Origin of the sequence: Actinomadura pelletieri DSM 43383 (assembly GCF_003634705.1) — a bacterium.
Taxonomy (GTDB): Bacteria; Actinomycetota; Actinomycetes; order Streptosporangiales; family Streptosporangiaceae; genus Spirillospora; species Spirillospora pelletieri.
In genome coordinates, this window is record NZ_RBWU01000008.1 from 400829 (window position 1) to 426422 (window position 25594).

General features: G+C 69.8%; 27 protein-coding genes. 17 read left to right on the forward strand and 10 right to left on the reverse strand.

What is annotated here, in order from left to right; translation table 11 throughout:
- Window positions 1-44: 44 nt before the first annotated feature.
- On the reverse strand, window positions 45-677 hold the full coding sequence (locus BZB76_RS32520) for a response regulator (protein ID WP_170180872.1): 633 nt from the start codon (window positions 675-677) through the stop codon (window positions 45-47).
- A complete protein-coding gene (locus BZB76_RS32525) occupies window positions 674-1807 on the reverse strand; it encodes a sensor histidine kinase (RefSeq protein ID WP_170180873.1) in 1134 nt (377 codons plus the stop codon). The genes BZB76_RS32520 and BZB76_RS32525 overlap by 4 nt, the downstream gene beginning before the upstream one ends.
- A 148-nt stretch (window positions 1808-1955) precedes the next feature.
- Between BZB76_RS32525 and BZB76_RS32530 the strand changes: the two genes are divergently transcribed.
- Complete coding sequence (locus BZB76_RS32530; protein ID WP_147449635.1) at window positions 1956-2432, forward strand: hypothetical protein; 477 nt, start codon at window positions 1956-1958, stop codon at window positions 2430-2432.
- Window positions 2433-2540: 108 nt separating this feature from the next.
- On the opposite strand, the gene BZB76_RS32535 is transcribed toward BZB76_RS32530, so the two are convergent.
- Window positions 2541-2966 carry a hypothetical protein gene (locus BZB76_RS32535; RefSeq protein ID WP_147449636.1) on the reverse strand — a complete coding sequence of 142 codons (426 nt, stop codon included), beginning with the start codon at window positions 2964-2966 and terminating at the stop codon, window positions 2541-2543.
- A gap of 522 nt (window positions 2967-3488) precedes the next feature.
- On the opposite strand from BZB76_RS32535, the gene BZB76_RS32540 reads away from it, so the two are divergent.
- The 3 genes from BZB76_RS32540 (at window position 3489) to BZB76_RS32550 (ending at window position 5413) form a co-directional block, all read left to right on the forward strand.
- Complete coding sequence (locus BZB76_RS32540; RefSeq protein ID WP_121438258.1) at window positions 3489-3887, forward strand: peptidase inhibitor family I36 protein; 399 nt, start codon at window positions 3489-3491, stop codon at window positions 3885-3887.
- Window positions 3888-4162: 275 nt separating this feature from the next.
- Window positions 4163-4798: a helix-turn-helix domain-containing protein gene (locus tag BZB76_RS32545; protein ID WP_211343302.1), complete on the forward strand. Its 636-nt coding sequence runs from the start codon at window positions 4163-4165 to the stop codon at window positions 4796-4798.
- A 60-nt stretch (window positions 4799-4858) separates the two neighbouring features.
- On the forward strand, window positions 4859-5413 hold the full coding sequence (locus tag BZB76_RS32550; RefSeq protein WP_121438260.1) for a dihydrofolate reductase family protein: 555 nt from the start codon (window positions 4859-4861) through the stop codon (window positions 5411-5413).
- Here BZB76_RS32550 and BZB76_RS32555 read toward each other — a convergent pair.
- Window positions 5389-6939: an amidohydrolase family protein gene (locus BZB76_RS32555; RefSeq protein WP_121438261.1), complete on the reverse strand. Its 1551-nt coding sequence runs from the start codon at window positions 6937-6939 to the stop codon at window positions 5389-5391. The two genes, BZB76_RS32550 and BZB76_RS32555, sit on opposite strands and share 25 nt — an antisense overlap.
- Before the next feature lie 106 nt (window positions 6940-7045).
- On the opposite strand from BZB76_RS32555, the gene BZB76_RS32560 reads away from it, so the two are divergent.
- Window positions 7046-7636 carry a TetR/AcrR family transcriptional regulator gene (locus BZB76_RS32560; protein ID WP_121438262.1) on the forward strand — a complete coding sequence of 197 codons (591 nt, stop codon included), beginning with the start codon at window positions 7046-7048 and terminating at the stop codon, window positions 7634-7636.
- 9 nt (window positions 7637-7645) lie between these two features.
- Here the strand turns inward: BZB76_RS32560 and BZB76_RS32565 are convergent, their stop codons facing one another.
- The 6 genes from BZB76_RS32565 to BZB76_RS34425 all read right to left on the reverse strand — a co-directional run bounded on the left by BZB76_RS32565 (window position 7646) and on the right by BZB76_RS34425 (window position 12911).
- Window positions 7646-8962, reverse strand: a complete 1317-nt coding sequence (locus tag BZB76_RS32565; RefSeq protein WP_147449637.1) for an erythromycin esterase family protein — start codon at window positions 8960-8962, stop codon at window positions 7646-7648.
- A gap of 103 nt (window positions 8963-9065) precedes the next feature.
- Window positions 9066-9482 carry a Zn-ribbon domain-containing OB-fold protein gene (locus tag BZB76_RS32570; RefSeq protein ID WP_121438264.1) on the reverse strand — a complete coding sequence of 139 codons (417 nt, stop codon included), beginning with the start codon at window positions 9480-9482 and terminating at the stop codon, window positions 9066-9068.
- Window positions 9479-10645, reverse strand: coding sequence for a thiolase domain-containing protein (locus BZB76_RS32575; RefSeq protein ID WP_121438265.1), 1167 nt, complete (start codon window positions 10643-10645; stop codon window positions 9479-9481). Before BZB76_RS32575 ends, BZB76_RS32570 begins: the two co-directional genes overlap by 4 nt.
- On the reverse strand, window positions 10642-11448 hold the full coding sequence (locus tag BZB76_RS32580; RefSeq protein ID WP_121438266.1) for an alpha/beta fold hydrolase: 807 nt from the start codon (window positions 11446-11448) through the stop codon (window positions 10642-10644). The genes BZB76_RS32575 and BZB76_RS32580 overlap by 4 nt, the downstream gene beginning before the upstream one ends.
- The gene (locus BZB76_RS32585) at window positions 11441-12196 is read right to left on the reverse strand and encodes a hypothetical protein (RefSeq protein WP_121438267.1); all 756 of its coding nucleotides are present in this window, start codon (window positions 12194-12196) and stop codon (window positions 11441-11443) included. The genes BZB76_RS32580 and BZB76_RS32585 overlap by 8 nt, the downstream gene beginning before the upstream one ends.
- Window positions 12197-12215: 19 nt before the next feature.
- Window positions 12216-12911 (reverse strand): IclR family transcriptional regulator, encoded by a 696-nt coding sequence (locus BZB76_RS34425; RefSeq protein ID WP_170180874.1) that lies wholly within the window; start codon window positions 12909-12911, stop codon window positions 12216-12218.
- A gap of 164 nt (window positions 12912-13075) precedes the next feature.
- On the opposite strand from BZB76_RS34425, the gene BZB76_RS32600 reads away from it, so the two are divergent.
- From BZB76_RS32600 to BZB76_RS32645, 12 genes are all read left to right on the forward strand, one after another.
- Window positions 13076-14239, forward strand: a complete 1164-nt coding sequence (locus BZB76_RS32600; protein WP_211343303.1) for an acyl-CoA dehydrogenase family protein — start codon at window positions 13076-13078, stop codon at window positions 14237-14239.
- A 124-nt stretch (window positions 14240-14363) separates the two neighbouring features.
- A complete protein-coding gene (locus BZB76_RS32605; protein WP_121438269.1) occupies window positions 14364-15368 on the forward strand; it encodes a TauD/TfdA family dioxygenase in 1005 nt (334 codons plus the stop codon).
- Window positions 15365-16231 carry a TauD/TfdA family dioxygenase gene (locus BZB76_RS32610; RefSeq protein ID WP_147449640.1) on the forward strand — a complete coding sequence of 289 codons (867 nt, stop codon included), beginning with the start codon at window positions 15365-15367 and terminating at the stop codon, window positions 16229-16231. The genes BZB76_RS32605 and BZB76_RS32610 overlap by 4 nt, the downstream gene beginning before the upstream one ends.
- A complete protein-coding gene (locus tag BZB76_RS34430; RefSeq protein WP_147449641.1) occupies window positions 16228-16437 on the forward strand; it encodes a hypothetical protein in 210 nt (69 codons plus the stop codon). Before BZB76_RS32610 ends, BZB76_RS34430 begins: the two co-directional genes overlap by 4 nt.
- Complete coding sequence (locus BZB76_RS35070) at window positions 16434-16604, forward strand: hypothetical protein (protein WP_170180875.1); 171 nt, start codon at window positions 16434-16436, stop codon at window positions 16602-16604. Before BZB76_RS34430 ends, BZB76_RS35070 begins: the two co-directional genes overlap by 4 nt.
- A 339-nt stretch (window positions 16605-16943) precedes the next feature.
- Window positions 16944-18422: an amidase gene (locus tag BZB76_RS32615; protein WP_121438271.1), complete on the forward strand. Its 1479-nt coding sequence runs from the start codon at window positions 16944-16946 to the stop codon at window positions 18420-18422.
- Between the two features lies 1 nt (window position 18423).
- On the forward strand, window positions 18424-19548 hold the full coding sequence (locus BZB76_RS32620) for an extracellular solute-binding protein (RefSeq protein WP_121438272.1): 1125 nt from the start codon (window positions 18424-18426) through the stop codon (window positions 19546-19548).
- Window positions 19549-19663: 115 nt separating this feature from the next.
- Window positions 19664-20542, forward strand: coding sequence for an ABC transporter permease (locus tag BZB76_RS32625; RefSeq protein ID WP_121438273.1), 879 nt, complete (start codon window positions 19664-19666; stop codon window positions 20540-20542).
- Complete coding sequence (locus tag BZB76_RS32630) at window positions 20539-21396, forward strand: ABC transporter permease (RefSeq protein ID WP_121438274.1); 858 nt, start codon at window positions 20539-20541, stop codon at window positions 21394-21396. The genes BZB76_RS32625 and BZB76_RS32630 overlap by 4 nt, the downstream gene beginning before the upstream one ends.
- Window positions 21393-22535, forward strand: coding sequence for an ABC transporter ATP-binding protein (locus tag BZB76_RS32635; protein WP_121438275.1), 1143 nt, complete (start codon window positions 21393-21395; stop codon window positions 22533-22535). Before BZB76_RS32630 ends, BZB76_RS32635 begins: the two co-directional genes overlap by 4 nt.
- Window positions 22525-24696: an acetate--CoA ligase family protein gene (locus tag BZB76_RS32640; RefSeq protein WP_121438276.1), complete on the forward strand. Its 2172-nt coding sequence runs from the start codon at window positions 22525-22527 to the stop codon at window positions 24694-24696. Before BZB76_RS32635 ends, BZB76_RS32640 begins: the two co-directional genes overlap by 11 nt.
- A gap of 12 nt (window positions 24697-24708) precedes the next feature.
- Window positions 24709-25587, forward strand: a complete 879-nt coding sequence (locus tag BZB76_RS32645; protein WP_121438277.1) for an enoyl-CoA hydratase/isomerase family protein — start codon at window positions 24709-24711, stop codon at window positions 25585-25587.
- Window positions 25588-25594: the final 7 nt, after the last annotated feature.

Consider the following 25594-nt stretch of genomic DNA (forward strand, 5'->3'; position numbering starts at 1 on the left):
CACCACAGGTACCGGTCGGCTCCACCAGACGTCGTGAGACCGCGTCAGATGACACCGTTCTGGTAGGCCCAGACGACGATGTGCAACCGGTCCCGCACACCGATCTTGCGGATCAGGCTGCCGACATGCGTCTTCACCGTGGACTCGGCGATGAACAGCTCGTCGGCGATCTCGGCGTTGGAGAAGCCGCGCGCCAGCAGGGCGAGGACCTCCCGCTCCCGCTCGGAGAACGCCACGGCCGCGCCTTCTCCGGACCCCCGGCCCGCGATCTTGTCGATCAGCGCCCGGGTCGCCCGGGGCGAGACCACCGACCGGCCCGCGTGCACCTCCCGGATCGCGGCGGCGACCTCCGAGCCAGGGGTGTCCTTCGTCAGGAACCCGCCCGCCCCGGCGGCCACCGCCCGGAACAGGTTCTCGTCGAGGTCGAAGGTCGTCAGGATCAGGACACGGGTCTCCGGTCGTAGTCTCCGGATCTGCGCGCTGGCCTCGATGCCGTCCAACGCGCCCATCCGGATGTCCATCAACGCGACGTCGACCCGGCGCTCGACGCACATGGCCACGGCGGCCTCACCGTTCGGCACAGACCCGACGAGTTCCATGTCGTCCTGCACGTCGATGACGGTCTCCAGGGCCGACCGCATCAGCTCCTGGTCGTCGGCGATCAGAACGCGGATCACGGTCGGGGAAGGTGGGCCGAGACGTGCGTACCGGACGGGCCGCTGGTGACGTCCAGGCGACCACCCAGCCCGCGCGCCCGCTCCCGCATCCCGACGATGCCGTGCCCGGTACTCGACCGCCGGGTGGCCCGGAACCCCGGCCCGTCGTCCCGCACGGACACGACGACGCCACCGGACTCGATGGCGACCTCCACCCGGCACCGCAGCGGCCTCGGCGAATGCTTGAGCGCGTTCGTCAGGGATTCCTGCACGATGCGGTACGCGGCCCGCGCGGTCTCGCCGTCCACCATCTCGACCTCACCAGAAAGAACCAGCTCCACGCGCACATCCTCGGTCCGGAACGTGTCGACCAACGCCTCAAGGTCGTGCAGCGACCGCACCGGCGGCTCCGCCAAGGGCTCCTCCCGCAGCGTGCTCACCACCCGCCGCATCTCGACCATCGCCCCCCGCCCGGTTGTCAGCGCGGTACCGATCATCGCCCGCGCCTTCGCCGGATCGCGGTCCAACACCATCAACGCGGCGTCCGCCTGCGCCACGACCACCGCCAGCGAATGCGCCACCACATCGTGCAGCTCCCGGGCCATCAGCTCCCGCTCCCGCCGCAGCCCCTCCCGCGCTCTCCGCCTTCGCAGTTCGGCGCGGGCCCGATGGTAGGCCCCGAACGCCCACGTCCCGCCCACCGCGACCATGACCACCGGAACGAACGCCAGGAGCGCGCTCCAGTCCAGCGGCTCGGGCGGGTCCACGACCGTCCGCCCGACGGCCAGACCGAGCCCGACGACCGACGCCGCGAGAGGCAGCGCCCGCGCGCCGGTCTCCACGACCACGGTGTACAGCGAGACCAGGTACAGAAGACTGACCGGTGCGAAGATCATCGACGGCCCGTCCGGAAGGTTCGGCAGCGCAAGCGAGGCGAGCATCACCAGACACGCGACGCAGAAACCGCCCGTCGGGTACACCCGCCGGAACACCATGCATCCCGAGAACACGACCAGAAGGACCGAGAAGACCACCCTCACCCACGGCTCCGCCTGACTCAGCAGACCCACCGAGACCGGAACCGTGAGCAGAACAACCGCCGCCGCCACCCCCAGATCGGCGATGGACGGACGGCGTACCTGTGTGAACACGCCCCCATCCTCGCCTTCCACCCACCCCCCGAACATCCCCCAAAGGTCGCGCCGCTGCCCCAAGCCCTTCAAGGGGAATTCAGATGACCCCTTCGAGTCGCCGCGGGCAGGGTGTGTACCGAACCGATCAGTCCGTCGAGGTGGAGCGATGAGTAAGACCGTGCCGGTGTGCTCCGGCGACGCCATGTTCTGGGCCTACGACGTCGCCCTCGGAATCCTGTTCTTCGAGGCGGCGCGGGTAGGCGCGGAGACACCGGCGGACACGCGCCCCGCGTGGTGGCCGGACCTGGAGGAGGACCTGCGAACCCAGCTGGTCGTGAACACAAGCGTCCTGCTCGACCATTACGACGACGAGCAGCGGCGCCTACTGTTGGACTGCGTCACCGAAGCGGCCCGCCGCATCGAGGCCCGCGGCGGCGTGAGTCGAGACGAGGTCGCGGCCTGGGACGAAATCGAGGAGGACGCGACCCGCTGGTTGCGGGGCGCGGAACACATCACCCCCGCGCCCCTCGTCGAACTGGCGACAGCGATAGTCGACCTGACTCACGGCACGCTTCCCCCTGCCCCTCCGGGCCGCCACTGGCTCTTCGGAACCCCGGCAGGACGAACCATCCAAGGCACCTAGTGAAAACTCACGCCGAGAGCGCTCACGACGAAGTCGGCGGCCCTGTCGGAATCGGCCCCCAACGAGGCCCCCAGTCGAGGCCGTTCTGCCAGGTGCAGGACGAGCCATTCAAGTGGGGCGCGGCGGTGGCGCGGCGCGCAGTTCGTCCCTGGAGTACCTCGGCACGGGGTGGGGGATGGGCCGCCGCAGTTCGGCGATCAGGACGGCCAGTTCCTCCGGTGTGGACGCCTCGACGAGGCGGTACTGTCCCGTCCCGTCGCGGGTTACCGCCCACCAACGACCGGTGAACTCACCCCACCACGCCGATACGCCGGGAAACCTGCGCTCCAGTTCGGCCACGGGTTCGTCCGTGGACGTGAAGAACCCGTGCCGTCGGCCGTCGTCCGGGCGGGCGCGGCACGCGATCCCTGCGGGGTCGGCGTCGGGCATCGACACACGCAGCCCGCGCCAGGTCAACTCGACCCCAAGCCGCCGGGCCGACAGATACACCCTCAACGCCACGTGCCGGTCCAGGGAACTCGTACGTTTTGCCATGGGTGAACCCACCTTCCGGCCAAGGCCCCGGGAGCGGCGCTGCAACGCCGCTCGGGGCCGCCCTTTGTGTCGTTGCGACACCTGAGGGCGGCACACTACGCACTACGTTCTGCGGTCGTTTCCTTACGGAAACTGTCGTCGGGCAGGTTCGTGCGTCAGGCGAGACCGCGCAGTGCTCGGCTCGCGGCGCGGCTGTGAAGGTCGGCGACCAGATCTCGGACCAGGGGTTCTTGTGGACTCTGGCTGGGGACATTTTCTTGGCGCGGCGGTTCGGCGGACGGCGCTCTCGTTCTGGCTGAGCATCCCAGTACGTGCGCCTGTTCGATCGCGTGAGCGGCCTTGCGTGTGCGGCAGGGCAGCGCGTCGAGGTCAATATCCCGTACACCTCGTTCGCGGTGCGGTCGTCGCCGCATCCATGCCCAGATGTGCATGAATTTCGCGGGAAATGTCATCGTTGATTTCTGTTGGGGCGAGCGCGCCTGCGGCAACATTGGCTCTGCCTGAATTGTGGAGAAGGGTGCCATGAAGATTCGACGTAAGGCCTTCGCCCTCGCCGGGGCCGTCGCTGCCGCATCGGTCCTGTTTCCCGCTCCTGCCGCCAACGCGGCCGCCTACCAGTGCGATCGCTACTTATTGTGCCTCTATGACTACACCGACGGCACCGGCCGCTTCTATGCGGGAAGCGCCGACTGTAATACCCTCATCGATATCGGCCGCAGTGGTAGAGGCGACCGTGCCTCCGCGTTCTACAACAACGGCAACAGGCATGTCCTGCTGTTGAACTGGCATGCCAAATGGAACGAGTGGCGAGTGGTGTATCCCGCGCTCCCCGGCGATAAGGGCACTCTTGTGGGTTACGGGAACAACGAGGTGGACGCCGTCAGCTACGGCTGTGGCAGGTTCTACGACCCCGACAGCTAGGGTCTTCACCCTTTCCGCTCAGCGTGCGCCCGGTGCCTGCCCGCACAGGCTTCGGGCGCGCACCCGCGTCCTTGGTGCGTCTGGCCAGGTCAGCGGGGTTCGCGGTGCTCGGTCGGGTTGGTGGCTGCTTGACCTGGTGTGTGCCAGACTCGGGGTTCGGGCGGAAGTCGATGGCATTGGGGATGCCTGTCATGGGGTTGGACTTCGAGCATCGGGCGTCGGAATCGCCGTACATTCAGCGGGTGTGGCGGAGTCGTAGCCATGATGTCGAACGGATGATGTCGATCGCGTCTCCGGAGTGGAATCTGGTGTTCTGGGAGCAGGCCGGTCGGGTCTGTGCGGCCGTCCAGGGGCCGGAGTCCAGGGCGAGTACGGCCCCCGTGCCCGAGGACGCCGTGTTCTTCGGCATCAGCTTCTCGCTCGGCACGACGATGCCGCACCTTCCGATCGACCGGCTCGTCGATGGGTTCGTGGAGATTCCCGATGTGACGCGCAGGTCGTTCTGGTTGCAGGGTTCCGCCTGGTGTCTCCCTGACTATGACAACGCCGAGTGGTTCGTCCGGCGGATGGTGCGCGAAGGTGTCCTGGTCCGTGATCCCATCGTTGCCACGGTGCTCGACGGACGGACGCCGAACGTGTCGGAACGCACCGTCCAGCGGCGTTTCGCGGCGACGACCGGCTTTGCGCACGGCGCCATCCAGCGGATCGACCGCGCCCGGCATGCGGCGCTCCTGATCCAGGGGGGCGCGCATGTCCACGATGTGATCCACGGGCTCGGGTACTTCGACCAGGCGCACCTGGCGCGGTCGCTGACCCGCTACGTCGGGTGGACGGCGACCCGGTTGAAGGACGGAGATTCGGTGGAGCCGCTGTCGCTGCTGTACAAGACCGGAGTGTTCGCGTCCTCCTAACGTTCCAGGTCGGCGATCGGGCCGGGCGACGCCCGGCCTGGAACAGGAAGGACGTCATCCGTGCGCAAGATCGTTTACTACGGGTTCATCTCGGTGGACGGTGTGGTCGAGGACCCGCCGGTGTTCGTCCACGACTTCGACGAGATGATGCGGGAGAACCTCGGGGAGGTCATCGGCACCCAGGACACCGTGCTGCTCGGGCGGGCCGGTTACGACGACTGGGCGTCCTACTGGCCGACGGCCAGTGAGGAGCCGTTCGCAAGCTTCATCAACAACGTGCGGAAGGTCGTGGTCACCTCCACGCCGCTGAAGACGCCGTGGAACCGGGCCGAGGTTCTCGGCGGGGAGCCGGGGGCGTCCCTCGCGGAGCGGCTCGCGCCGCTTCGTGCCGCCTCGGGGGGTGACATCGGCGTCCACGGCAGCGTGTCCCTGGCCCAGTCTCTTCTCGCCCAGAATCTGGTGGACGAGTTGGCGCTGGTCATGACCCCGTACCTGGCAGGCAAGGGCCGACGTCTGTTCGACGGCGTGCCGACCGGGGGGCTGGAACTCCGGTCGGCGTGTACCAGCCCGACCGGTACGCAGCTTCTGCGTTACAGCGTCCGGAAGGTCGTGTGACGAGGTGCGTGGCAACCGCAGCCGACGGCGGCCGCGGGCAGGGTGTCGTCCGGTGTGGCGGCGGCGCGCTCGACGTCGGCGAGCATCCGTTTGCGTTGGGTGGAGGTGATCAGTCGGCCGCCCGTCACGACGGTGTTGATCTTGGTGGTGTTGCGGATGTCGGCGAGGGGGTCGGCGTCCAGGACGACCAGGTCGGCGAGCCTGCCCGGGTGGATTGATCCCAGGTCACGTTCGACGCCGAGGTAGCGGGCCGGTTCCAGGGTGGCCGTGCCGATCGCCTCCAGGGGTGTCAGGCCCGCGCGTACCAGGAGGGCCAGTTCCTCGTGCAGGCTGAAACCGGGGTAGGCGTAGATGAAGCCCGCCTCGCTGCCGGGGAGAAGGCGCACCCCGGCGCGTCGCATCGCGCCGATGAAGCGGAGTCGGCGGTCGAACAGTTCACGCTGCTGCTTGATCTCCGCGGGGCGGCGGCCGGGGAGGTAGATGTTGTCGACCGCCCACTGCCACCACTCCTGGTCGGCGGCGGGGATGTACTTGAGGCGCGGGTCGTTCCGGACGAGGTCCTCGGGGCGGTCAACGATCAGGTGCATGCTCAGCGTGGGCGTGACCCACGTGCCGCTCGTGTTCAGGCGGTCGAAGAGCGTGGCGGCGCGGCGGGGGCTGTAGTGGCTGGTCGCCAGCCACTCCGCCGGGTGGAACTGGCGGAACCAGGCGGCGTAGTCGCCCGGCCCGATCGTGATGGCGTCGAGGGCCTTTCGTACCTGCCGGTCACGGGTGGACGTGGCGCACCACAGTGAGTGGACGTGTTCGATGCTGCGTTGGCCGAGGCGGGCGGCCTGGGTGGGGGCCACTCGGTCGGGGCAGTGTCCGGCCAGCGGTAGGCCCTGCCGCCTGGCCTCGTCCGCGACCGCCGCGAAGGCCTCGGGGCTCAGTCTGGAGTAGATCTTGGCGAAGTCGGCGCCCTCGGCCTTGACCCGGCGGACCGCCGCGCGGGCCTCGGACGGACGGGTGACCAGGAGGGCGCTGTCCGGATCGTCCGGTCCGGCCAGCAGGGACGGGGAGCCGTCGATGATCGTGCTGGCGATCGTCCAGCGGGGACCCGCCAAGGTGCCGCGCTGGATGTCCTTTCGCCACTGGCTCACCACGTCCGAACCGCTCATCTCCCGGACGGTCGTCACCCCGTTGGCGAGGTAGAGCGGCGGGGAGATCCGGTGCGTGCCGATGCTGTGCGCGTGCATCTCGCACAGCCCGGGGATGACGTATCTGCCCGGTAGGTCGATGACCGTGACGTTGTGGCGGACGGGAATCTCGTCGCGTCGTCCCACGGCGATGATGCGGTCGCCCTCGATCAGGATCGTTGAGTTCGGCTGGGGGCGGCGGCGGGTGGCGTCAATGACGGTGACGCCGCGCAGTGCCAGGCGTCGTCGGGTGCGGTCGGTCTTTGGAGGGCGTCCCGCCCCCAGGGTCAGTGCGGCGCCCGCGGCGGCGCCGCCGATGAGGACGCCTCGGCGTGAGACCGGTCGTGACATCGGTTCCCCCTGTTCGAGCCGCTGCGTGGGTGGCGGCCCACCGAACGTATACAGCGTCTAAGACAAATTTCAAGACGTTCGTCTAAGACGCTGATATCATTCAGGGGTGGGAAACCGAGAGAAACTGCTGCTCGCCGCCCGGGAATGCCTGGAGCGCAAGGGATACACGCGTACGACCGCCCGCGACCTCACCGAGACCGCGGGGACCAGCCTCGCCGCCATCGGCTACCACTTCGGTTCGACCGAGGCGCTGCTCAACACCGCCCTGCATCAGGCGATGGAGGAGTGGGGCGACCGGCTGGAGCGGATGATCGAGGACGCCGTCGAGCGTGCCCCGTCACCGGCGCGGCGCTTCGAGGTCGCCTGGGCGCAGATCACCGCGTCGTTCGAGGCCGACCGTCCGCTGTGGGCCGTGCTGGCGGAGATGATGGTGCAGGCGCAGCACGTCCCCGAGCTGCGCGACGCCCTGACGGCGAGCATGGCCGAGGGACGCGCGGGGCTGGCGGAGATCTTCGGTGGCGCCGCGGCGTCCGGTGATCCGGAGACCGCCAGGATGGTCGGGTCGCTGTGTCAGACCTTGCTGACCGGGCTGATGATGCACTGGCTGATCGATCCGGAGCGGGCGTTGACCAGCGGCGACATCACCGAGGCACTACGCGCGTTGGGCCTGGCCGCCCATGGCGACCAGGCCCCCTAGCGGGACGTGCTACAGGAGTCGCGCGGCTCGTACCCGGTGCAGGTGGATGACGACGTCGTAGAAGGTGCCCAGGGCGACGGTCGAGTTGAACGAGTCGGGGTACTCGGTGCCGAAGTCGTACGCGGGACGCGACTTGCCGAGCCAGTTACGGGCCACGGGCGCGACGGTCCGGGTGTCGAAGATGAAATCGCGATAGCGAACCTTGTCGAGTGTGGCCTCGTTGTAGTTCGCCGGGGCGGGGCCCACGACGACCTTACGGAACGGGCCGCCGCCGGGCGGGGACGCGTTGAACCCGCCACGGTAGAAGGTGAACCCGACGCTGACATAGCGGCGGCCGATCTGCTCACGAATGAGGTCGCCCTGGATGCGGCGCGGGAACTGCGGATAAGAGTTGCCGTACGCGACGTGGCCGTTGTGCGCGGACAGCAGCGTCCGGCCGGTCTGGCGGCTCCACCAAACGGTGTTGTCCGCCATCGCCTCCTCGCGGTACTGCGTCGCCTTCAGCATCTCGGCCTCGTCGTCGAAGTCGTAGGAGTACAACTTCGCGACTTGGAAGATGAACGTCGCGTACTGGACCGTCATCGGGTCGGCGCCCCGTTCGCGCAGCAGGTTCACGGCGCGCGTGGCGCGGTCGGCCTGGTCGCGGCGCTCGGCGTAAGGCCGTTGCGGATACTGCTCGATCCACGTGTCCATGTCCGTGGTCGGTCGCAGCCCCCGGTACAGCTCGGTCAGCTGGGGGAGCAGGGTGGGGTCGTGTTGCTTGGCGTAACCGTCCACCCGCGCGAACAGCTCTTCGCCGGGGAAGTCGAGGTCGTTGCCGACGTAGTGCAGCCGGTCCGTGTGCCGTGCGTTGTAGGCGCGCATCCAGCGGAAGAGGTCGAGGTACTCGCGGGTGTTCCAGAGCCCGGTACCGCCCTGGAACTCCTCGTTCATGATCTTCCGGATGTCGCCCTTGCCGTGCAGGACGTAGTCGTTGATCCGCAGCCCGGCGGCGACGTGCACCTCCTGGCTGAACGCGCGGAAGCCCTTCTCCCGCACCAGGTAGCGGAAGACCCGGTGTTTCATGGTGAAGAACTCCCGCGAGTTGTGCGTGGCCTCGCCCAGCCCGACCACGGTGGCGCCGTCCACCATCGCGCCCAGCGGCTTCAGGTCCCTTGGGTCGCCCGCGGGCTCGGTGGAGCGCAGCGGATGGGCGCTGGACGCGATGGCGCGCACGACCGGGTCGGCGGGCTCGGCCCGCGCGGTCTGCGGGACGGCCAGTGTCGTGAGCAGCGCCGCGAGTCCGACGAACACCGGTGTCGCACGGCGCCGTACTGAGATCGGCATGGTTCCCCTCGTCCGGATGGTCGACCGTTCGGCCGAACCATGATCGGCGGGGACGGGTGCGGTGAGCAGTACCGGCACCACCAAGATCCACGTCGGGTTTCCCTCACCCCGTTTCCGGGTGGAAGCGGTAGAGCCGGGCGCGGGCACCGTCGGGGGCGTCGAAGGACAGAACCACGCGTTGGCCGATGTGCACGTCGGCCGCGTCACAGTCGACGATGTTGGTGAGGATGCGCGGACCCTCGGCGAGTTCGACGTAGGCGACCACGTACGGGGTCAGGTCGCGGTACTCGCCGCGCGCCTTGCGGACGACCGTGTAGGTGTAGACGGTCCCTACACCCGACGCCGGGAAACGTGTGACTTCACGGCCTCCGCAGCGTGGGCAGAACGGTCGGGGATACCAGATGACCGTGGCGCACGACTCGCAGCGTGAGAGGAGGAGCCGTCCCTCGGTGGTGGCGGCCCAGAACGGTTCGTCCGCGTCGGACGGTGTGAAATCGGCCCGGGGCAGTCGTGTGCTCATGCGTCCTCCCGCCCCAGGATCAGCGTGGCGGCCGAACTCCGGGTGGCGAGCCGACCGCCCGACCCGTGCACCACCGCCAGGCGGCAGTCGGGGACCTGCACCTCAGGTGCGGCCTCCCCGCGCAACTGGCGCACCGCTTCGATCATCCGGGCCATCCCTCCCCGGTTGTCGGGCTGGTTGTTGCACAGCCCGCCGCCGTCGGTGTTCATGGGGAGACGGCCGTGGGGGGCGACGAGCGTGCCGTCCTCGACGAACCGTCCGCCCTTCCCCTTCTCGCAGAACCCCAGGTCTTCCAGGGCCATCAGCGCCGTGATGGTGAACGAGTCGTAGATGGACGCGTAGTCGATGTCCGCCGGGGTGACGCCCGCCTCCGTGAAAGCCGCGGGCCCGGACCAGACCGCCGCGGTGTGGGTCAGGTCGGGACGTCCGGTGCCGGTGCCCTTCGCGGCCTCGCCGTGCCCGAGGATCGTGACCGATCGGCGCTGGAGCCGCCGGGCGACCTCGCGTCCGGCCACGACGACCGCGCCGCCGCCGTCGGTCATGACGCAGCAGTCCAGCCGGTGCAGCGGGTCGCTGATCATGGGCGAGGACAGCACGTCGTCGATGGTGACCGGGGTGCGCAGGAACGCGTTCGGGTTGTGCCGGGCGTGCAGCGACGCGGCCACCTTCACCTCGGCGAGCTGCCGGGACGTCGTGCCGAACTCGTGCATGTGCCGCATCGCCGCCAGCGCGTAGTTGTGCACGGTGTCGGTGATCCCCCAGTGCGTCTCGTGGCGCGTCTCCGGTGCCCCGGACAGGTCGGGTCCGGACGCGCGGCGCAGACTGCGGGGCCGTCCGCCCATGACGACCAGCGCGACCCGGCACTTGCCGAGGGCGATCGCGGCGGCGGCGTGCCCGACATGCGACAGGTACGAGGCCCCGCCGGTCTCGGTCGTGTCGAGGTACCGGCAGCGCAGGCCCAGGTACTCCGCCATCGACAGCGGCCCCACGCCCGGCGCGTCGGAGTCGCAGAAGTACGCGTCGACGTCGGACGGGGCCAGCCCGGCGTCGGCGAGCGCGCGCAGGGCCACCTCGGCGTGGATCTCCGCCACCGACAGGTCGGGGATGTCGCGGCGCGGATGCTCGTACGCGCCGACGATGAACGCCTCGTTTCGCGGGCTCATGGCGCGACCTCGTCGAAGTCCTTCACCCAGCGGTCGAAGCGCTCCGCGAAGTCGGGCAGCTCCTCCATCGGGTAGTGCCCGATGCCGGGCATCAACTCGAAGACGGCGTGCGGGACGAGGTCGGCGATCCGCCTGACCCGGCTCGGCGGGACGAAATAGTCGTCCTCCCCGGTGAGGATCCGCACCGGGCAGGTGATGTCGGCGAGCGCGTCACGGATGTCGTGGGTGAGGGCGCCGTGGATGTCGCTGACGGTGATGTGCCAGTCCTCCCGGCAGTGCATCTGCGCGATCAGCTCGACCCGTTCGGTGGGCACCGACCGGCCGCATGCCTCGACCGTCCCGAAGTAGGTCCGGTCGCGCATGCTCGGGGAGCCGGAGTCCTCCAGGACGGGGCGCGGTGGCGGTTTGCCGTCGCTGCCCAGCACGCCGGACGGGTCGAGCGCGACCACGCCGGACAGGCCGGGCATCGTCGTGGCCATGTCCAGCGCGATGCTGCCGCCGATCGAACAGCCCAGCAGGTAGGGACGTTCCAGCCCGAGCGCGGCGATCAGCCGCGTGCACCAGGCGGCGTACCAGGACAGGTCGCTGATCGGGCCGTCCGCCGCCGGTTCGGAACGACCGTGTCCGGGCAGGTCGGGCACGACCACCGTGAAGCCTAGTTCGGCGAGTTCCGCCGCCGCGTGCCGGTATTGCACGCCGCTCTGACCGGCGGTGTGGACGCAGAAGACGGCCGGACGGCTCCCCGGCCAGGTCTCGACGAACGCCAGACGGCCGTCGAGTTCCAGGTAGTCGGCGTTATGCATGGGTCGCCTCCCTGACCGTCTCCCGTTCCAGCGCACGGGCGTGATCGAGCATGATCATCACGGTCTTGATCATGCGCAGGTACTGGTAGCCACTGCCATGAACACGGAACCGACCCTCGCTGGTGCGGCGAACGAAGTCGTTGGACGCGGCGCCGAGCAGCTCGACCCAGGCGAGGTCCGGGCCGTCGATCGCGAACGTCGCGCCGTCCAGGGACTTGCGGGCGACCTCGATCACCGCGCCCCGGTAGATCCGGAAGTGCACCTGCCGGTCGGGGGCCGTGAACGCGATCGTGCCGTCGAAGCTGCGCGCGGCGAGGGCGAAGGCGGGGTCGGCGGAGAGCCGGTCGCGCAGCCGCGCGCCCCAGCGCACCGACGCGAAGTCGGCGGCCTCCCACTCCGCGGCCACGCCGGGGGACAGGTCGATTGGAGCGCTCCAGACCACCGACGACCGTGACCGGACGCGGTCATCGTCGTCCACGACATGGACCGACTGGTGGATGGCCGCATGTGCCGGGCCCGCGTCGGGCACCCGCCGGGTGACGGTCGCCTCCAACCGCACGGCCGTACCGGCGTTCAGCGATGAGAACGCACGGTCCCAGCGCAACGACACCAGCTCCGCGTCGCCGGACGGACGGACCTGCTCCAGCAACCGCAGCAGAACGGGCAGTTCGATGTCGCGGTGATCGGTGATGTGACGGGCGCTCCGCGAACGCGTGCCCACGGGCGGTGCGGCGTCCTCGGAGATCATGGGGCCATCACGGGGGTCGTCACGTTCCCTCCTTCGTGCCGGTGGTGGAATCCGGTGTGCCGAGCTCACGGGACATGGCCTGGGCGCGCGCCGCGACGAGCTTCCCGATCGTGTGCACCTGCGTGTCGGAGATCCGGAACGTCGGGCCGACGACGCTGATCGCGGCGGCGACGGTGCCGTCCGGCCAGCGCACGGGCGCGGCGACGGCCGTCACACCGTCCTCCAGGGCGTGGCTCGCGCTGACATAGCCGTGCTCGCCGCAGTTGTCGCGCAGCGCGCCGCCGATCGCGGTGCCCTTCGTCGGCACGGTCTTGCCGAGCCAGCCGCTGTGCCGGATCGACTTGTCGCTCTCGGCCATCCGCGCGTACAGCACCGTGTCCTGCGGACCGGCGACGCCCAGGTAGGCGCTCTCCCCGGCCTCGTCCCGCAGCGCGGCGAGATGGGGTTCGGCGAGCCGGTACAGCGGGACGTTGCTCGTGAACGTCACGGCCACCTGGATCAGGCGGCTCGCGCCGTGGTAGGCGCCGTCCTCGTCGCGCCGGACGAACTCGGTCGCCTCCAGCGTGCGCAGCAGCCGCGACGCGGTCGCCGGGGACAGGTTGACGCGCCGTGCGAGGTCCACCAGGCCGAGGCCGTCGTTGGTGGCGACCTCCACCAGCAGCGATAGCGCCCGCTCGACGGTGCGGGTCGGCGCCGGGCCGTTGTCTGTCGACACCCTCTTCGTCCTCCGTGGTCGTCGTGCGTGGTCATCGTGTGCCGAGGTCTTGCCCAACCCTCGACCATATGCTTTCATTCAGTGACCTTCGATTTTTACTAGATGACAGCGTTGCAGATGATCGACGTACTGTCCAGCGCCGAACAGGAACGGGAGGGGCCCGGGTGTTCGACCTTCTCGACGACCAGCGGCGGGAGTTCCGCGAGACCCTGCGGGAGTTCTGCCGCAAGGAGGTGACGCCGGGCGCGGCCCGCCGCGACGTCGACGCCGAGTACCCGGCCGCGCTGGTCGCACAGCTCGCCGACATGGGACTACTCGGCATCACGATCCCCGAGGAGTACGGCGGCCTCGGCCTCGACATGGCGACCCAGGTGCTCGCCATGGAGGAGGTCGCCTACGCCGACGCGTCCCTCGGATCGGTCTTCGCCGGGCACTACCTCGGCATGGAGACCCTGCGCGGGTTCGGGTCGGATGAGCAGCGCGAGCGGTACCTCCCCGGCCTCGCCACTGGAGCGTTCCGGGTCGCGTTCGCCCTCACGGAACCGGACGCCGGTTCCGACATCAGCCGGATCCGGACCCGCGCCATCGCCGGGCCGGACGGCTGGACCATCTCAGGAAACAAGACCTTCATCAGCAACGCCCGCGAATCCGACGCGATCGTCGTGTTCGCCATGACCGACCCCGGTGCGGGCATCCGGGGCATCACCGCGTTCCTCGTCCCCACCGACGCGGACGGTCTCGGGTTCTCCGCACCCATCGAGAAGCTTGGCATCCGCGGCGAGCACGCCTACGAGATCACCCTCGACGGCGTCGTGGTCGAGCCGGACGCCGTCCTCGGCGAACCCGGCGGCGGCGGACGCATCGCGCTCGAAGTCCTCAACAGCGCCCGTATCGACGTGGCGGCCCTGGCCAACGGCGTCGCGATGCGGGCCCTCGACCTCGCGACCGGCTACGCGTCCACGCGGGTCCAGTTCGGACGACCGATCCGCGAGCTGCAGGCCATTCAGCTGCTGCTCGCCGAGATCGACGCGCTCGTCTACTCCGGGCGCCTGCACGCCTACCACGCGGCGGCGCTCCGCGACCAGTCCCAAGACGTCCGGCGGGCCGGCTCGATCGCCAAGTACGTGGCGAGCGAGAACTGTTTCCAGTCCGTCGACAAGGCACTCCAGATCCATGGCGGCTACGGCTATGTGAAGGAGAGCGAGATCGAGCGTCTCTACCGAGACTGCCGGATCTTCCGGATCTACGAAGGCACCTCGCAGATCCAGCTGCTCACCATCGCGAAACTTCTGGCCCGGCTCTACGACAGGCACGGAACCGTGGTGTAGCCACAAGCCACCACCGGTTCCCGCCGTTTCGAGACGTCCGGCCAGCTCAACGACGAACAGATTTCACGACGGCCTGTGCGGGGGCGCGTTTCATGCGCCCGCCGTTCTACTTGGAGTTCGCGTGATGGTAGAGAAACTGACGGAACCGGTGACCGGACGGAGCGTATGGACGGCCGCCGACATCGGCGCCGAAGACTCCTACGCGCGGAGGTTCACCGAGGACGACCTCCTGGAGTTCGACCGGGCCCTCGCCGGTGTCCGCGACAAGACGGCACAGGAGCTGTCCAAGCGCGACTTCCCGCTGCCGACGTTCGCGGAGAAGGTCCGCGACGTCCTCGACGAACTGGAGCACGGCACCGGATTCGTGCTGCTGCGCGGCCTGCCGATCCACGACCGCTACACCGTCGACGAGGCGGCCAAGATCTACTGGGCGATCGGCCTGCACATGGGCGAACTGGTCCCGCAGAACCGCAGGGGCGACCTGATCGGGCACATCCAGAACCTCGGCGCCAAGGGCCACAACGCCCGCGGCTACGCGACGGCCTCGGCCGCCGCGTTCCACACCGACCAGACCGACGTCGTCGGGCTGATGTGCCTCAACCAGGCCCGCAGCGGCGGCATCAGCCTCGTCGCCAGCGCGATGACCGCCTACAACATCGTGCTGGACGAACACCCGGAATGGCTCGACATCCTCTACAAGCGCTTCCCGACCGACTGGGTCAGCGAGGAACCCCCCGGCAGCCCCGGCTGGTACTACTCCCGGCTCTATTCCTACGTCGACGGCCTGCTGTCGGCCGCCTACCGCACCGGCCGGATCCTCAGCGCCACCCGATTTCCGGACGTCCCCCGCCTCACCGCCCGAGAAGTCGAGTGCCTGCTGTTCCTCGACGAGATCCCGACCCGGCCCGGCATCGCGCTGGACATGACGCTGGAGGTCGGCGACATCCAGTTCGTCAACAACTTCGTGACCGTCCACAGCCGCACCGGATTCGAGGACGACCCCGACGACCCGACGTTCCAACGGCACCTGCTGCGGCTGTGGATCAGCCGTCCCGACACCGGCCGGGTCGTGTGCCCCGAATACCACTACTGGCGCGGCGGCATCGCACGATTGGAGTGGGCGCGATGACACGTCTACTGACCGGCCCGAACGTGTGGACCGCCGCCGATCTGGAGTCCGGCGAGCCCTACGTACGACACCTAACCGAACCCGACCTGGACGCGCTCGACAACGCGTCCGACCTCACGGACCTGATCGCCGACATAACGGACCGCCTCCAGAACGGCATGGGCTACGCGCTCCTGCGGGGTCTCCCAGTAGGGACGCGCTACACGCCCGAGGAGGCGGCCCGACTCCACCGCACGCTCGCCGAACGGCTGGGCGAGATCGTCCCGCAGAACCGCACCGGCGACCTGTCGATCCTCCTAGAGGACGCCCGCCACCCCGCCCAACCCAGCGGAACCTACGCCAGCAAAGCCGGTGCGCCGTTCCACACCGATCCCACCGACATCGTCAGCTACCTGTGCCTGGCCCCCGCCAGAAGCGGCGGCGCGCGTGTACTGGCCAGCGCGGCAACGCTCTACAACTCCCTGGCACGCGAGCACCCCGAATGGCTGGACCTGGTCTCCCGCGACTACGCCACCGACCGGGAGGGCCAGGAACCCCCCGGCGAACCCGGCTGGGTTTCCCGTCCGATCTTCTCCACCAACGGCGGCGGCACGCTGACCTGCTCACTCTCCCCCAAGCGGATCATGAGCGCGATGCGGTTCGAGGACGTCCCGCGCCTCGACGCCGAGGAGATGACCTGCCTCATGTACCTGGAGTCCCTCCTCCGGCGCCCCGGCACAGCGGTCCACGTGGCACTTGAAGCAGGCGACATGGAGTTCGTCAACAACCACACGGTGATCCACTCACGAACCGGATTCGTCGACGACCCGTCCGACCCCGCCCACCAGCGCAAGCTACGCCGCCTCTGGATCGACGTCTCATGAACACCCCAACGGAAGCAGACGCACGCGCGGCGGACCAAGCGCTGCGCGCGTCCGGCCTGCGACTCACCGACGAGGAAACCAGCCGCCTCGCCACCGGCTACAGCGCCCTACGCGCAAAGGCCGACGCCCTCGCCGCACTGGCCCTGCGCGAAGCCCCACCGATCAACCCTGTCGCACCTCCCGACAAAGGCGAGTACCCACGATGACTCCGCCCGTCTCGACAACCACGTCCCGGCTGCTGGCCACTGAGGACGCCGCGCGCGCGATGGACCACGCGCTGCGCGCGGGAACCGATGCGTTGGCCGGGGTGGACCTGTGCGAAGTTCCGCTGGTCAACCTGGTCGCGTCTTCCGGTGAAGGCGGGTGCCGGTGATGACCGCGTCTGTGTCGACAGCGACGTCCCGGCTGCTGGTCATTGAGGGCGCCGGGCGCGTGGCGGACCACGCGCTGCGCGCGGGAACCGATGCGTTGGCCGGGGTGGATCTGCGCGGAGTTCCGCTGGTCAACCCGGTCGGGCCTTCTGGTGAAGGCGGGCACCCACGATGACCGCGTCTGTGTCGACAGCGACGTCCCGGCTGCTGGTCATCGAGGACGCCGGGCGCGTGGCGGAACACGCGTTGCGCGCGGGAACCGGTGCGCTGGTGGTGGTGGACCTGCGTGAGGGCTCGCCGGTTAACCCGGGCGGGTCTTGTGGTGAAGGCGGGGGGCCGTGATGAACGCGCTTCTTCCGTTGACCATTGAGGACGCTGCCGTTGCGTTGCGGGACGGTGGGGTGACCTCGACCGTTCTGACGCGGATCGTGCTTGAGCGGATCTCGCGGCTTGATGGTGGGCTTGGCGCGTATGTCGCCGTGTCTGAGGATGCGGCGCTGACGGCGGCGGCCGAGGCCGACGCCGACTTCGCGCGGGGGCGGGACCGGTCGCCGCTTCAGGGGATTCCGCTGGTCGTCAAGGATCTCATCGCCACTCGCGACGCGCCCACGCGTGCCAACAGTCAGGTGCTTGAACCTGGGTGGGGCGGTGGCGTCGATGCACCGGCGGTGGCGCGGCTGCGGGCTGCGGGCGGTGTTCTGGTCGGCAAGTCCACGACGAACGAGTTCGCGTGCGGGCTGCCCGACCGGACGGCGCCCTTCCCGTTTCCGCGGAATCCGTGGAATCCCGAGCACACCCCGATGGGGTCCAGTTCGGGGACGGCGATCGCGACCAGCGCGGGGCTCGCTCTCGGTGGGCTCGGCAGCGACACGGGCGGGTCGGTGCGTGGGCCGGCCGGTGCGAACGGGGTCACCGGGCTGAAGGTCACCTTCGGGCGGGTGCCGAAGAGCGGTGTCGTCCCGCTGGCGTTCACTCTCGACACCGTCGGGCCGATGGCCCGCAGTGCCTATGACTGCGCGCTGATCCTTGACGTCATCGCCGGGCACGATCCCGGCGACCCGTACTCCGCGCCCGTGCCGGTCGACCGCTATGCGGACGCCGCTCGCGGTGGTGGGGTCGAGGCGCTGCGGATCGGGGTGCCGACCCGGTACTTCCTGGACTCGCCGCTGCTGGACGGTGAGGTCCACGCCGGGGTGCTGCGCGCCGCCCACGAGCTGGAGCGGGCGGGCGCGACGCTCGTCGACGTCGTCGTGCCGTACGCGCAGGAGGCGAACGACGCCAACAACATCACGTACCTGTCCGAGGCGTTCGCCTACCACCGGACGAACCTCGTCGAAAGGTGGGGCGAGTACGGGCGGTCGACGCGGGAGTTGCTCGCGCGGGCCGCGTTCTTCACCGGTGCCGACTACGTCCAGGCGCAGCGGGTCCGGGAGTTGTTTCGGCGGGCTCTCGCGGACGTCTTCGCGAGCGTCGACGTTCTGCTCACACCCGTGGCGCTCATGCCTCCCGCGCCCGTCGCGTCGGCGGACCTGGCCGCGGCGCTGTTCCGGCCGGGCTTCCACGGCCTGTGGAACGCCGCCGGGCTCCCGGCGCTCGCCGCGCCCTGCGGGTTCCACTCCGCCGGGCTGCCGCTGTCGTTCCAGGTGGTCGGCCCGCAGTTCGGCGAGAGCACGGTGCTGCGCGTCGCCGACACCTACCAACGGCTCACCGACTGGCACCTGCGGGTGCCGCCCGCCGTCCGCGACGGGCTCGCGTGTCGAGAACTCACTCACCAGAGGGTCGCACGGTCATCGCACACACCACGAGAAGGGGCAGGATGACATGTCTTCCCAGAGAACGCACGCCCGTCGAGGCTTGCGTGGACGGCCCGGCACGCTGACGGCGCTGATGGTCGGGGCGCTCGTCGCGACCTTCGCGTCCGCCTGCGGCGGTTCCGACTCCGGCTCGAAGTCCGGTTCGGGCGGCGAGTCGAAGTCCCTGGTCATCGCCGGGTGGGGCGGCTCGTTCACGGCCGCGAACAAGGAGGCCTTCTACGACCAGTTCGAGAAGGAGACCGGCATCAAGGTGACGATCGCGACGCCCGGCGGCGGGTTCGCGGCCAAGGTCGCCGCGCAGCGCGCGGGCAACAACATCGAGTGGGACCTGCTGGAGGCGCCCGGCGGCGACACCTCGAAGCTGGTCCTGGACGGCAACCTGGAGAAGTTCCCCGCGTCGCTGGTGCAGGCGGTCACGCCGCTGGTGGCGGACGGCGCGATCCGTCCCAGCCCGGCCGAGCCGTACTACCTCGACCACGGCGGCACGGTGAACCTCATCGGCTGCAACACCAAGCTCGTGAAGAAGTGTCCGACGAACCCGCGGGAGTTCTTCGACGTGAAGTCCTTCCCCGGGACGCGGGGCATCACGGCGAACAACCCCATCTTCACCAGCCTGTTCGGGCTGGCGGGTGACGGCGTCCAGCCACAGCAGTACTTCCCCGCCGACGTGGACCGTGCCATGAACTCCCTCAAGCGGATCAAGCCGAACGTGTCGGTGTGGGCGACGAGCCCAGCGCAGATGCAGCAGGCCATCGTGGACGGCGAGGTCGCGATCATGCAGGCGCCGAACACCGTGCTGATCTCGGCGATGAAGTCGGTGCCCGAACTGAAGCTCTACTGGGAGGGCGGCCTGCTCTTCGACGAGGGCTGGTGCGTGCCCAAGGGCGCGAAGAACAAGGAGGCCGCCTTCAAGTTCATCCAGTGGTACGCCGAGAAGCGCGAACTCCAGGCCAAGTTCACCACGAAGCTCGGCGCCGGCACCGCCGGACGTGACATGGAGAAGTACCTGTCGCCCGAGGTGCTGAAGAACCTGCCCATCAACAAGGCCGGCGTCACCCTCGTCGACGGTATGGCGGGCGCGAAGCAGCAGCAGGAACTCGGCAAAAGGCTGCGGGAGATCCTCGTCGGCTGATGGCGCGCGTGCCGGTGGCCGCGGGGCGCCGCCGGCACGCCCTCGATCGGGTGAGCCCGAAGCCTCGACCTCGAAGACGGCGAGCACGGATGGGAGATGACCAGGAGATGAGCGCATGCGTCAGTTGAGGCGCCGAACACGCACCAGGGGATGGCAGTCGACGTTCTCCGGCCCGACCGGGCTGGCAATGATCGCGCCTTTCCTCGTCGCGGCCGCCGTGTTCATCGTCTACCCGTTCGTCGAACTGCTGCGGACGGCGTTCGGTGAACCCAACGGGTTCGGCAACGTCAGTGACTTCCTCAAGAGCCCGGCCGCACGGCGCACGCTGTGGACGACCTGTTTCACCTCGCTGATCGTCACGGTGATCGTCGTGGGGCTCGGCGCGGTCCTGGCCTGGTCGCTGCGCACCACCAGGAGCCGGTTGACCCGCATGGTGATCGCCATGGCCGTGTTCGTGCCGCTGTGGATGGGCGCGGTGATGAAGATCTACGCCTTCACCGTGCTGCTGGAGCGGTTCGGGGTCGTCAACCGGACCCTGACGTCCATCGGTCTGATCGACGAGCCCGTGCAACTGCTGCGCACCCAGTTCGCGGTGGTGGCCGGGATGACGTACCAGATGCTGCCGTACGCGGTGCTGCCCATGTACGCGGTGTACGTGACGATCGACCTGAACCTGATCCAGGCCGCCGAGAGCATGGGCGCGTCCCGCGTGCGGGCGCTGCGGGACGTGGTGACGCCGCTGGCCCTCCCCGGGCTGCTGGCCTCGACGGTCATCGTCTATGTGATCTGCATCGGGTACTACCTGACGCCGGTCCTGCTCGGCGGTGCCACGGCGCCGTTCACCGCGAGCCTCATCGCCGACGACATCTTCAACCTGTTCCAGCCGCAGCAGGCCGCCGTGTCCTCGGTGCTGCTGCTGATCGTCGCCGGAATCGTCATCCTCGGCGGGCTGCGTCTGGTCGGCAAGGAACGGATGCGGAGGGCCCTCGGATGACGACCGACACTCTGACCTCGTCCGTCCCGGCGGAGACCGAGCGACGGTCCGTGCCCGACACCGCCGGACGCCGCGTCCTCACCCACGGCGTCCGGGCGGTCGACCTGGTGGTGCGCGCCGTCGCGGTGCTGTTCCTCGGCGTGCCGATCGTGTGCGTCGTGGTGCTGTCGTTCTCCAACGCCGAGGTGCTCCAGTTCCCGCCGGAGGAGTGGGGGCTGCGGCAGTACCGGTCGTTCTTCGGCTCGGACACCTGGATCGACGCCATGGTGCTGTCGTTCAAGCTGGCCACCGTGTCGGCGGCGATCTCACTGCTGATCGGCATCCCGGCCGTGTTCGCGCTGTACCGTTCGCGGCTGCCGTTGAAGGGGCTGTTCCAGGCCATCGGGCTGAGCCCGCTCGTGATCCCGGGCGTCGCCTACGCCGTGGCGCTCTACACCCTGTTCGTGCAGTTCCGGCTCACCAGCAACATGGTGGCGCTGGTGTTCACGTACGCGGTGCACGGGCTGCCGTTCGTGCTGCTGATCCTCGGGTCGGCGATGGCGCGGCTGCCCGCCGAGACGGAGCTGGTCGCGATGACCCTCGGCGCGTCCCGGCCGCGCGCCATGGTCGGGATCACGCTGCGGCTGCTGCTGCCCGCGATCGGCGCGTCCTACATCTTCGCGTTCATCACCAGCTTCGACGAGGCCGTACTGATCAACTTCCTGGGCGGGCCGGGAACCGTGACGCTCCCGAAGGCCATCTTCGACAACGTCAAGACCGGACTCGATCCCAACATCACCGCGATCGCGACCCTGCTCATGGCGGGCACCGGTGTCGTCGGCTCGCTCGCCTTCATGCTGCGGAGGAAGGTATGAACGTCAGGGCACGCAAGGAGCCGCGCGGGGAGACCACGGCCGCGCCCGAGCCCGTGCCGTCCGAACCGGCCGGGCTGGAGCTGCGCGGGCTGATCAAGCGGTTCGGCGGGACGGAGGCGCTGCGCGGCATCGACCTGGTCGCCGAGCGCGGCAACTTCGTCACCGTCCTCGGCCCCAGCGGTTCGGGGAAGACCACGATCCTGCGCGTCGTCGCCGGGTTCCTCTCGCCGGACGAGGGCGAGGTGCTCATCGACGGCCGGGACGTCACTCGGGTGCCTCCGGCGTCCCGCGAGATCGGCATGGTGTTCCAGAACTACGCGCTGTTCCCGCACATGACCGCCGCCGACAACATCGCCTACGGCCTGAAGATGCGCCGCTGGCCGAAGGCGGACCGGGCCCGGCGGGTCGCGGAGATGCTGGAACTGGTCGGCCTGGGCGAGCTGGGCGGACGGCTGCCGCGCGAACTGTCGGGCGGGCAGCAGCAGCGAGTGGCGGTCGCCCGCGCGCTGGCGTTCCGTCCGCATCTGCTGCTGATGGACGAGCCGCTCGGCGCCCTCGACCGCGAACTGCGCATGCGGATGGCGGTGGAACTGCGCCGGCTCCACCAGGAGGCGGCGGCGACGACCGTGTACGTCACGCACGACCGGGAGGAGGCGCTGACCCTCTCCGACTGGATCGTCATCATGCACGACGGCCGCATCGACGCGGTCGGCACCGCCGAGGAGCTGTACACCCGGCCGCGCAACGGCTTCGTCGCGAGTTTCTTCGGCGGGCACAACGTCGCCGAGGCGACGATGGCGGGCCTCACCGGGGACCGGGCGCGCGTCGGGTTCGCGGGGTGCGACATGGACGTCGTGTGCGGGCAGCCCCTGGACGCCACAGCCGAGCGGGTCGACCTCAGCATCCCCGAGGAGGCGTTGAGTCTGACGCCGACCGGAGCTGCACCGGCCCGTCTTGAGTTGCATGTGCTGGACGATCTGTATCTGGGCAACTCGGTGCGCGTCACCGTCCGCACCGACGACGGTGTGACGCTGCGGGCCGTCCTGCCCCGGGACGCCCGCGACTCGATCCGGCACGGCGGCACGGTGACCGCCTACCTCGACACGACGCAGGTGGCGGCGGTGCCCCATGAGCGGTGACGACGGGGGTGGGCGACGGTCCGCGCTCCATGACCTGCTGAACCCGAAGAGCATCGCGATCGTCGGGTTGTCGCCGCGTGCCGGGTCGACCGGCCGCCGGATCCTCGACAACCTCCGGCGGTTCGACTTCGGCGGCGCGGTCTACGGGGTGCATCCCGGTGGCCGGGACGTCGACGCCGTCACGGTGTACCGGTCACTGGCCGACGTGCCTGACACCCCGACCGTGGCGCTGATCTGCACGCCGAGCGACACCGTGGCCGGGCTGGTCGAGGAGGCCGGGGAGAAGGGCTGCCGGGGCGTGGTCGTCTACGCCTCCGGGTTCGAGGAGACCGCGGACGGCGCGGCGCGGGCCGAGCAACTGCGCGAGCTGGCCGGACGGTACGACATGAGCCTGGTCGGCCCGAACTGCCTGGGCCTGTTCAACCCCGGGCGCGGCCTGTGGCTGACCGGCGGCGACTTCGGCACGGACCCGCGTCCAGGGCCGGTCGCCGTGGTGTCGCAGTCGGGGTCGGGGTGCATCCTGCTGGCCGGGTCCGGGCGGCTCGGGCTTTCGTACGTCGTGTCCAGCGGGAACGAGACCGTGACCGGGATGGCCGACTATCTCGACCACTTCGTCGAGGACCCGGACGTCCGGGCCGTGGGCATCGTGGTGGAGGGCCTCGGCGACGCGGACGGTGTCATGGCGGCGGTCCGGAAGGGACACGAACGCGGCGTCGCGGTGGTCGCCCTGAAGGTCGGCCGGACGGAGCTGGGCGCCCGCAACGTCGCGTCCCACACCGGTGCGATCGCCGGGGACGCGCGGGCCTTCGAGGCGTTCTGCCGCCGGGCCGGGATCGTGACGGTCACCGACTTCGACGAGCTGACCGAGGCGCTGGTGGCGCTGTCGACCCTGCGCACCGTCCCGGAGGGGGATCGGGTCGCGTTCCTCGGCCTGTCCGGCGGTGAGCTGGGCGTGGTCGCCGATGTCGCCGACGGGCGGGTGAACCTGGCGCGGCTGTCGGCGGGCACCCGGGACGAGGTCGCGGGGATCCTGCCGGACTTCGCCACGATCGCGAACCCGCTCGACGGCACCGGCCAGCTGGTCGGCGAACCCGAACGGTTCGGGCGGCTCGCGGCGGCCGTCGCCACCGACGACGGGGTCGATCTCCTCGCCGTCGTCCTGGACGCGCCGCCGTCACTGGGCGGACGGCTCGCCGCGTCCTACACCCGCCTTCTGGCGACCCTGCCCGGTGTGCGGGAGCGCAGCGGCACCCCGGTCGTCGTGCTGTCGAACTACGGCGGGGGGCTGCACCCGTTCGCCGCTTCGGCACTGGCCGGTTCGGACATTCCCGTCGTGCACGGCACCCGCGCCGGAATGGCCGCGATCGCCGCCGTGGCCACCGTCGCCGCGCACCGCCCCGAACTCGCCGCCGAGGACGACGGCCCTGTCGTCCTCGGCGGCACCCCGGGGGAGTCCCTGCGAGCGGTGCGGCGGGCCCTGGACGCGTCACCGGCGGGCCAGGTTCCCCACGACGTGCTCGCTGACCTGGCCACGCGGTACGGGCTGCCGTTGCCGCGCCGGGCCGCGGTCGCCTCGGTGGGTGACGCCGTCGCGGCCGCCGCCTCGGTCGGCTTCCCGGTGGTGCTCAAGACCGCGTCGCCGAAGGTCGTGCACAAGAGCGACGTCGGCGGCGTCGCGGTCGGGCCGTCCACGCCGACGGAGGTGCGCGACGCCTACGAGGCCGTCACGTCGTCGGTGGCGCGGCACCTCGGCGAACCGGCGCCGCAGGTCATGGTGGAGGAGATGGTCACCGGCGGCGTGGAGGCGTTCGTCGGCTGCGTCCTCGACCCCGTGTTCGGGCCGCTGCTGGCGCTCGGGACCGGCGGGACGCTCGTCGAACTCCAACCCGACCCGGCCCTGTCGCTGCTGCCGGTGTCACCGGAGGACGTCCGCGCGCTGGTCGCCGAGACGCCGCTGGAACGCCTGTTCGCCGGATATCGCGGCGCCGACCCGGCCGACGCCGACGCGTTCGTCGACCTCGTCGTGCGCGTCGGACGGCTGGCCGCCGACCTGCGCGAGGCCGCCGTGGAGATCGACCTGAACCCGGTCGCCGTGCTGCCGCGCGGACGGGGCGTGCGCGTCCTCGACCTCCGGATCGTCCGTCCGACCCCGACTCGTTAGGAACGCTCCAACGTGGATTACACATCGATCCTGTACGAGGTGGACGACGCCGTCGCCACCCTCACCCTCAACCGGCCCGAGATCATGAACGCCCTGTCGGCGGACATGGAACGGGAACTGCACGACGCGCTGCGCCGCGCCGGTAAAGACGACGACGTCCGCGCGATCGTCCTCACCGGGGCCGGACGAGCATTCTGCTCCGGGTACGACATGTCGGCCGTTGACGGGGCGAACGCGTCGAGCACGTCGAATGCGGCGTCCCGGTATCCGGCGGACGTCATCGGCACCTGGTACGACCGCAACCAGGAGGAACTCGACCATCTCCGGGAGATTTGGAGCCTGCCCAAGCCGGTGATCGCGGCGGTCAACGGCTGGTGCATGGGCGGCGGCTTCTGGTACGGGCTGGCCTGCGACATCACCATCGCGTCCAGCGACGCCGTCTTCGCCCAGCCCGAGGTGCGGATGACGTCCAGCTCCATCTTCCTGTTCGCCGCGCTGTGCGGCTGGAAGAACGCCAACCGCTACGCGCTGACCGGCGACCACTTCGACGCCGCCGAGGCGCTGCGGATGGGCGTGGTCAACGAGGTCGTCGCGCCCGACGAGTTGCTGCCCACCGCGCGGCAGCTCGGACGGCGCATCGCGATGGTCCCGGCGGCGTCGGTGCGGCTCAACAAGGCGATCACCATGCAGGGGTTGCGGGCGGCCGGAATCGACAGCGGCCTGCTGCTCAACGGCGCGCTCAACGCGATGGCGCACTCCTCCTACGGGCCGGAACGCGAACGGCTCAACGAGGCGAAGGCCGAAGGCGGGCTCCGGGCGTTCCTCAACGCCCGCGACGAACCGTTCCGGCCCGAACCGTTCGGACCGAAGTCCGCCAAGCCGGGCGAGTAGGCGGCAC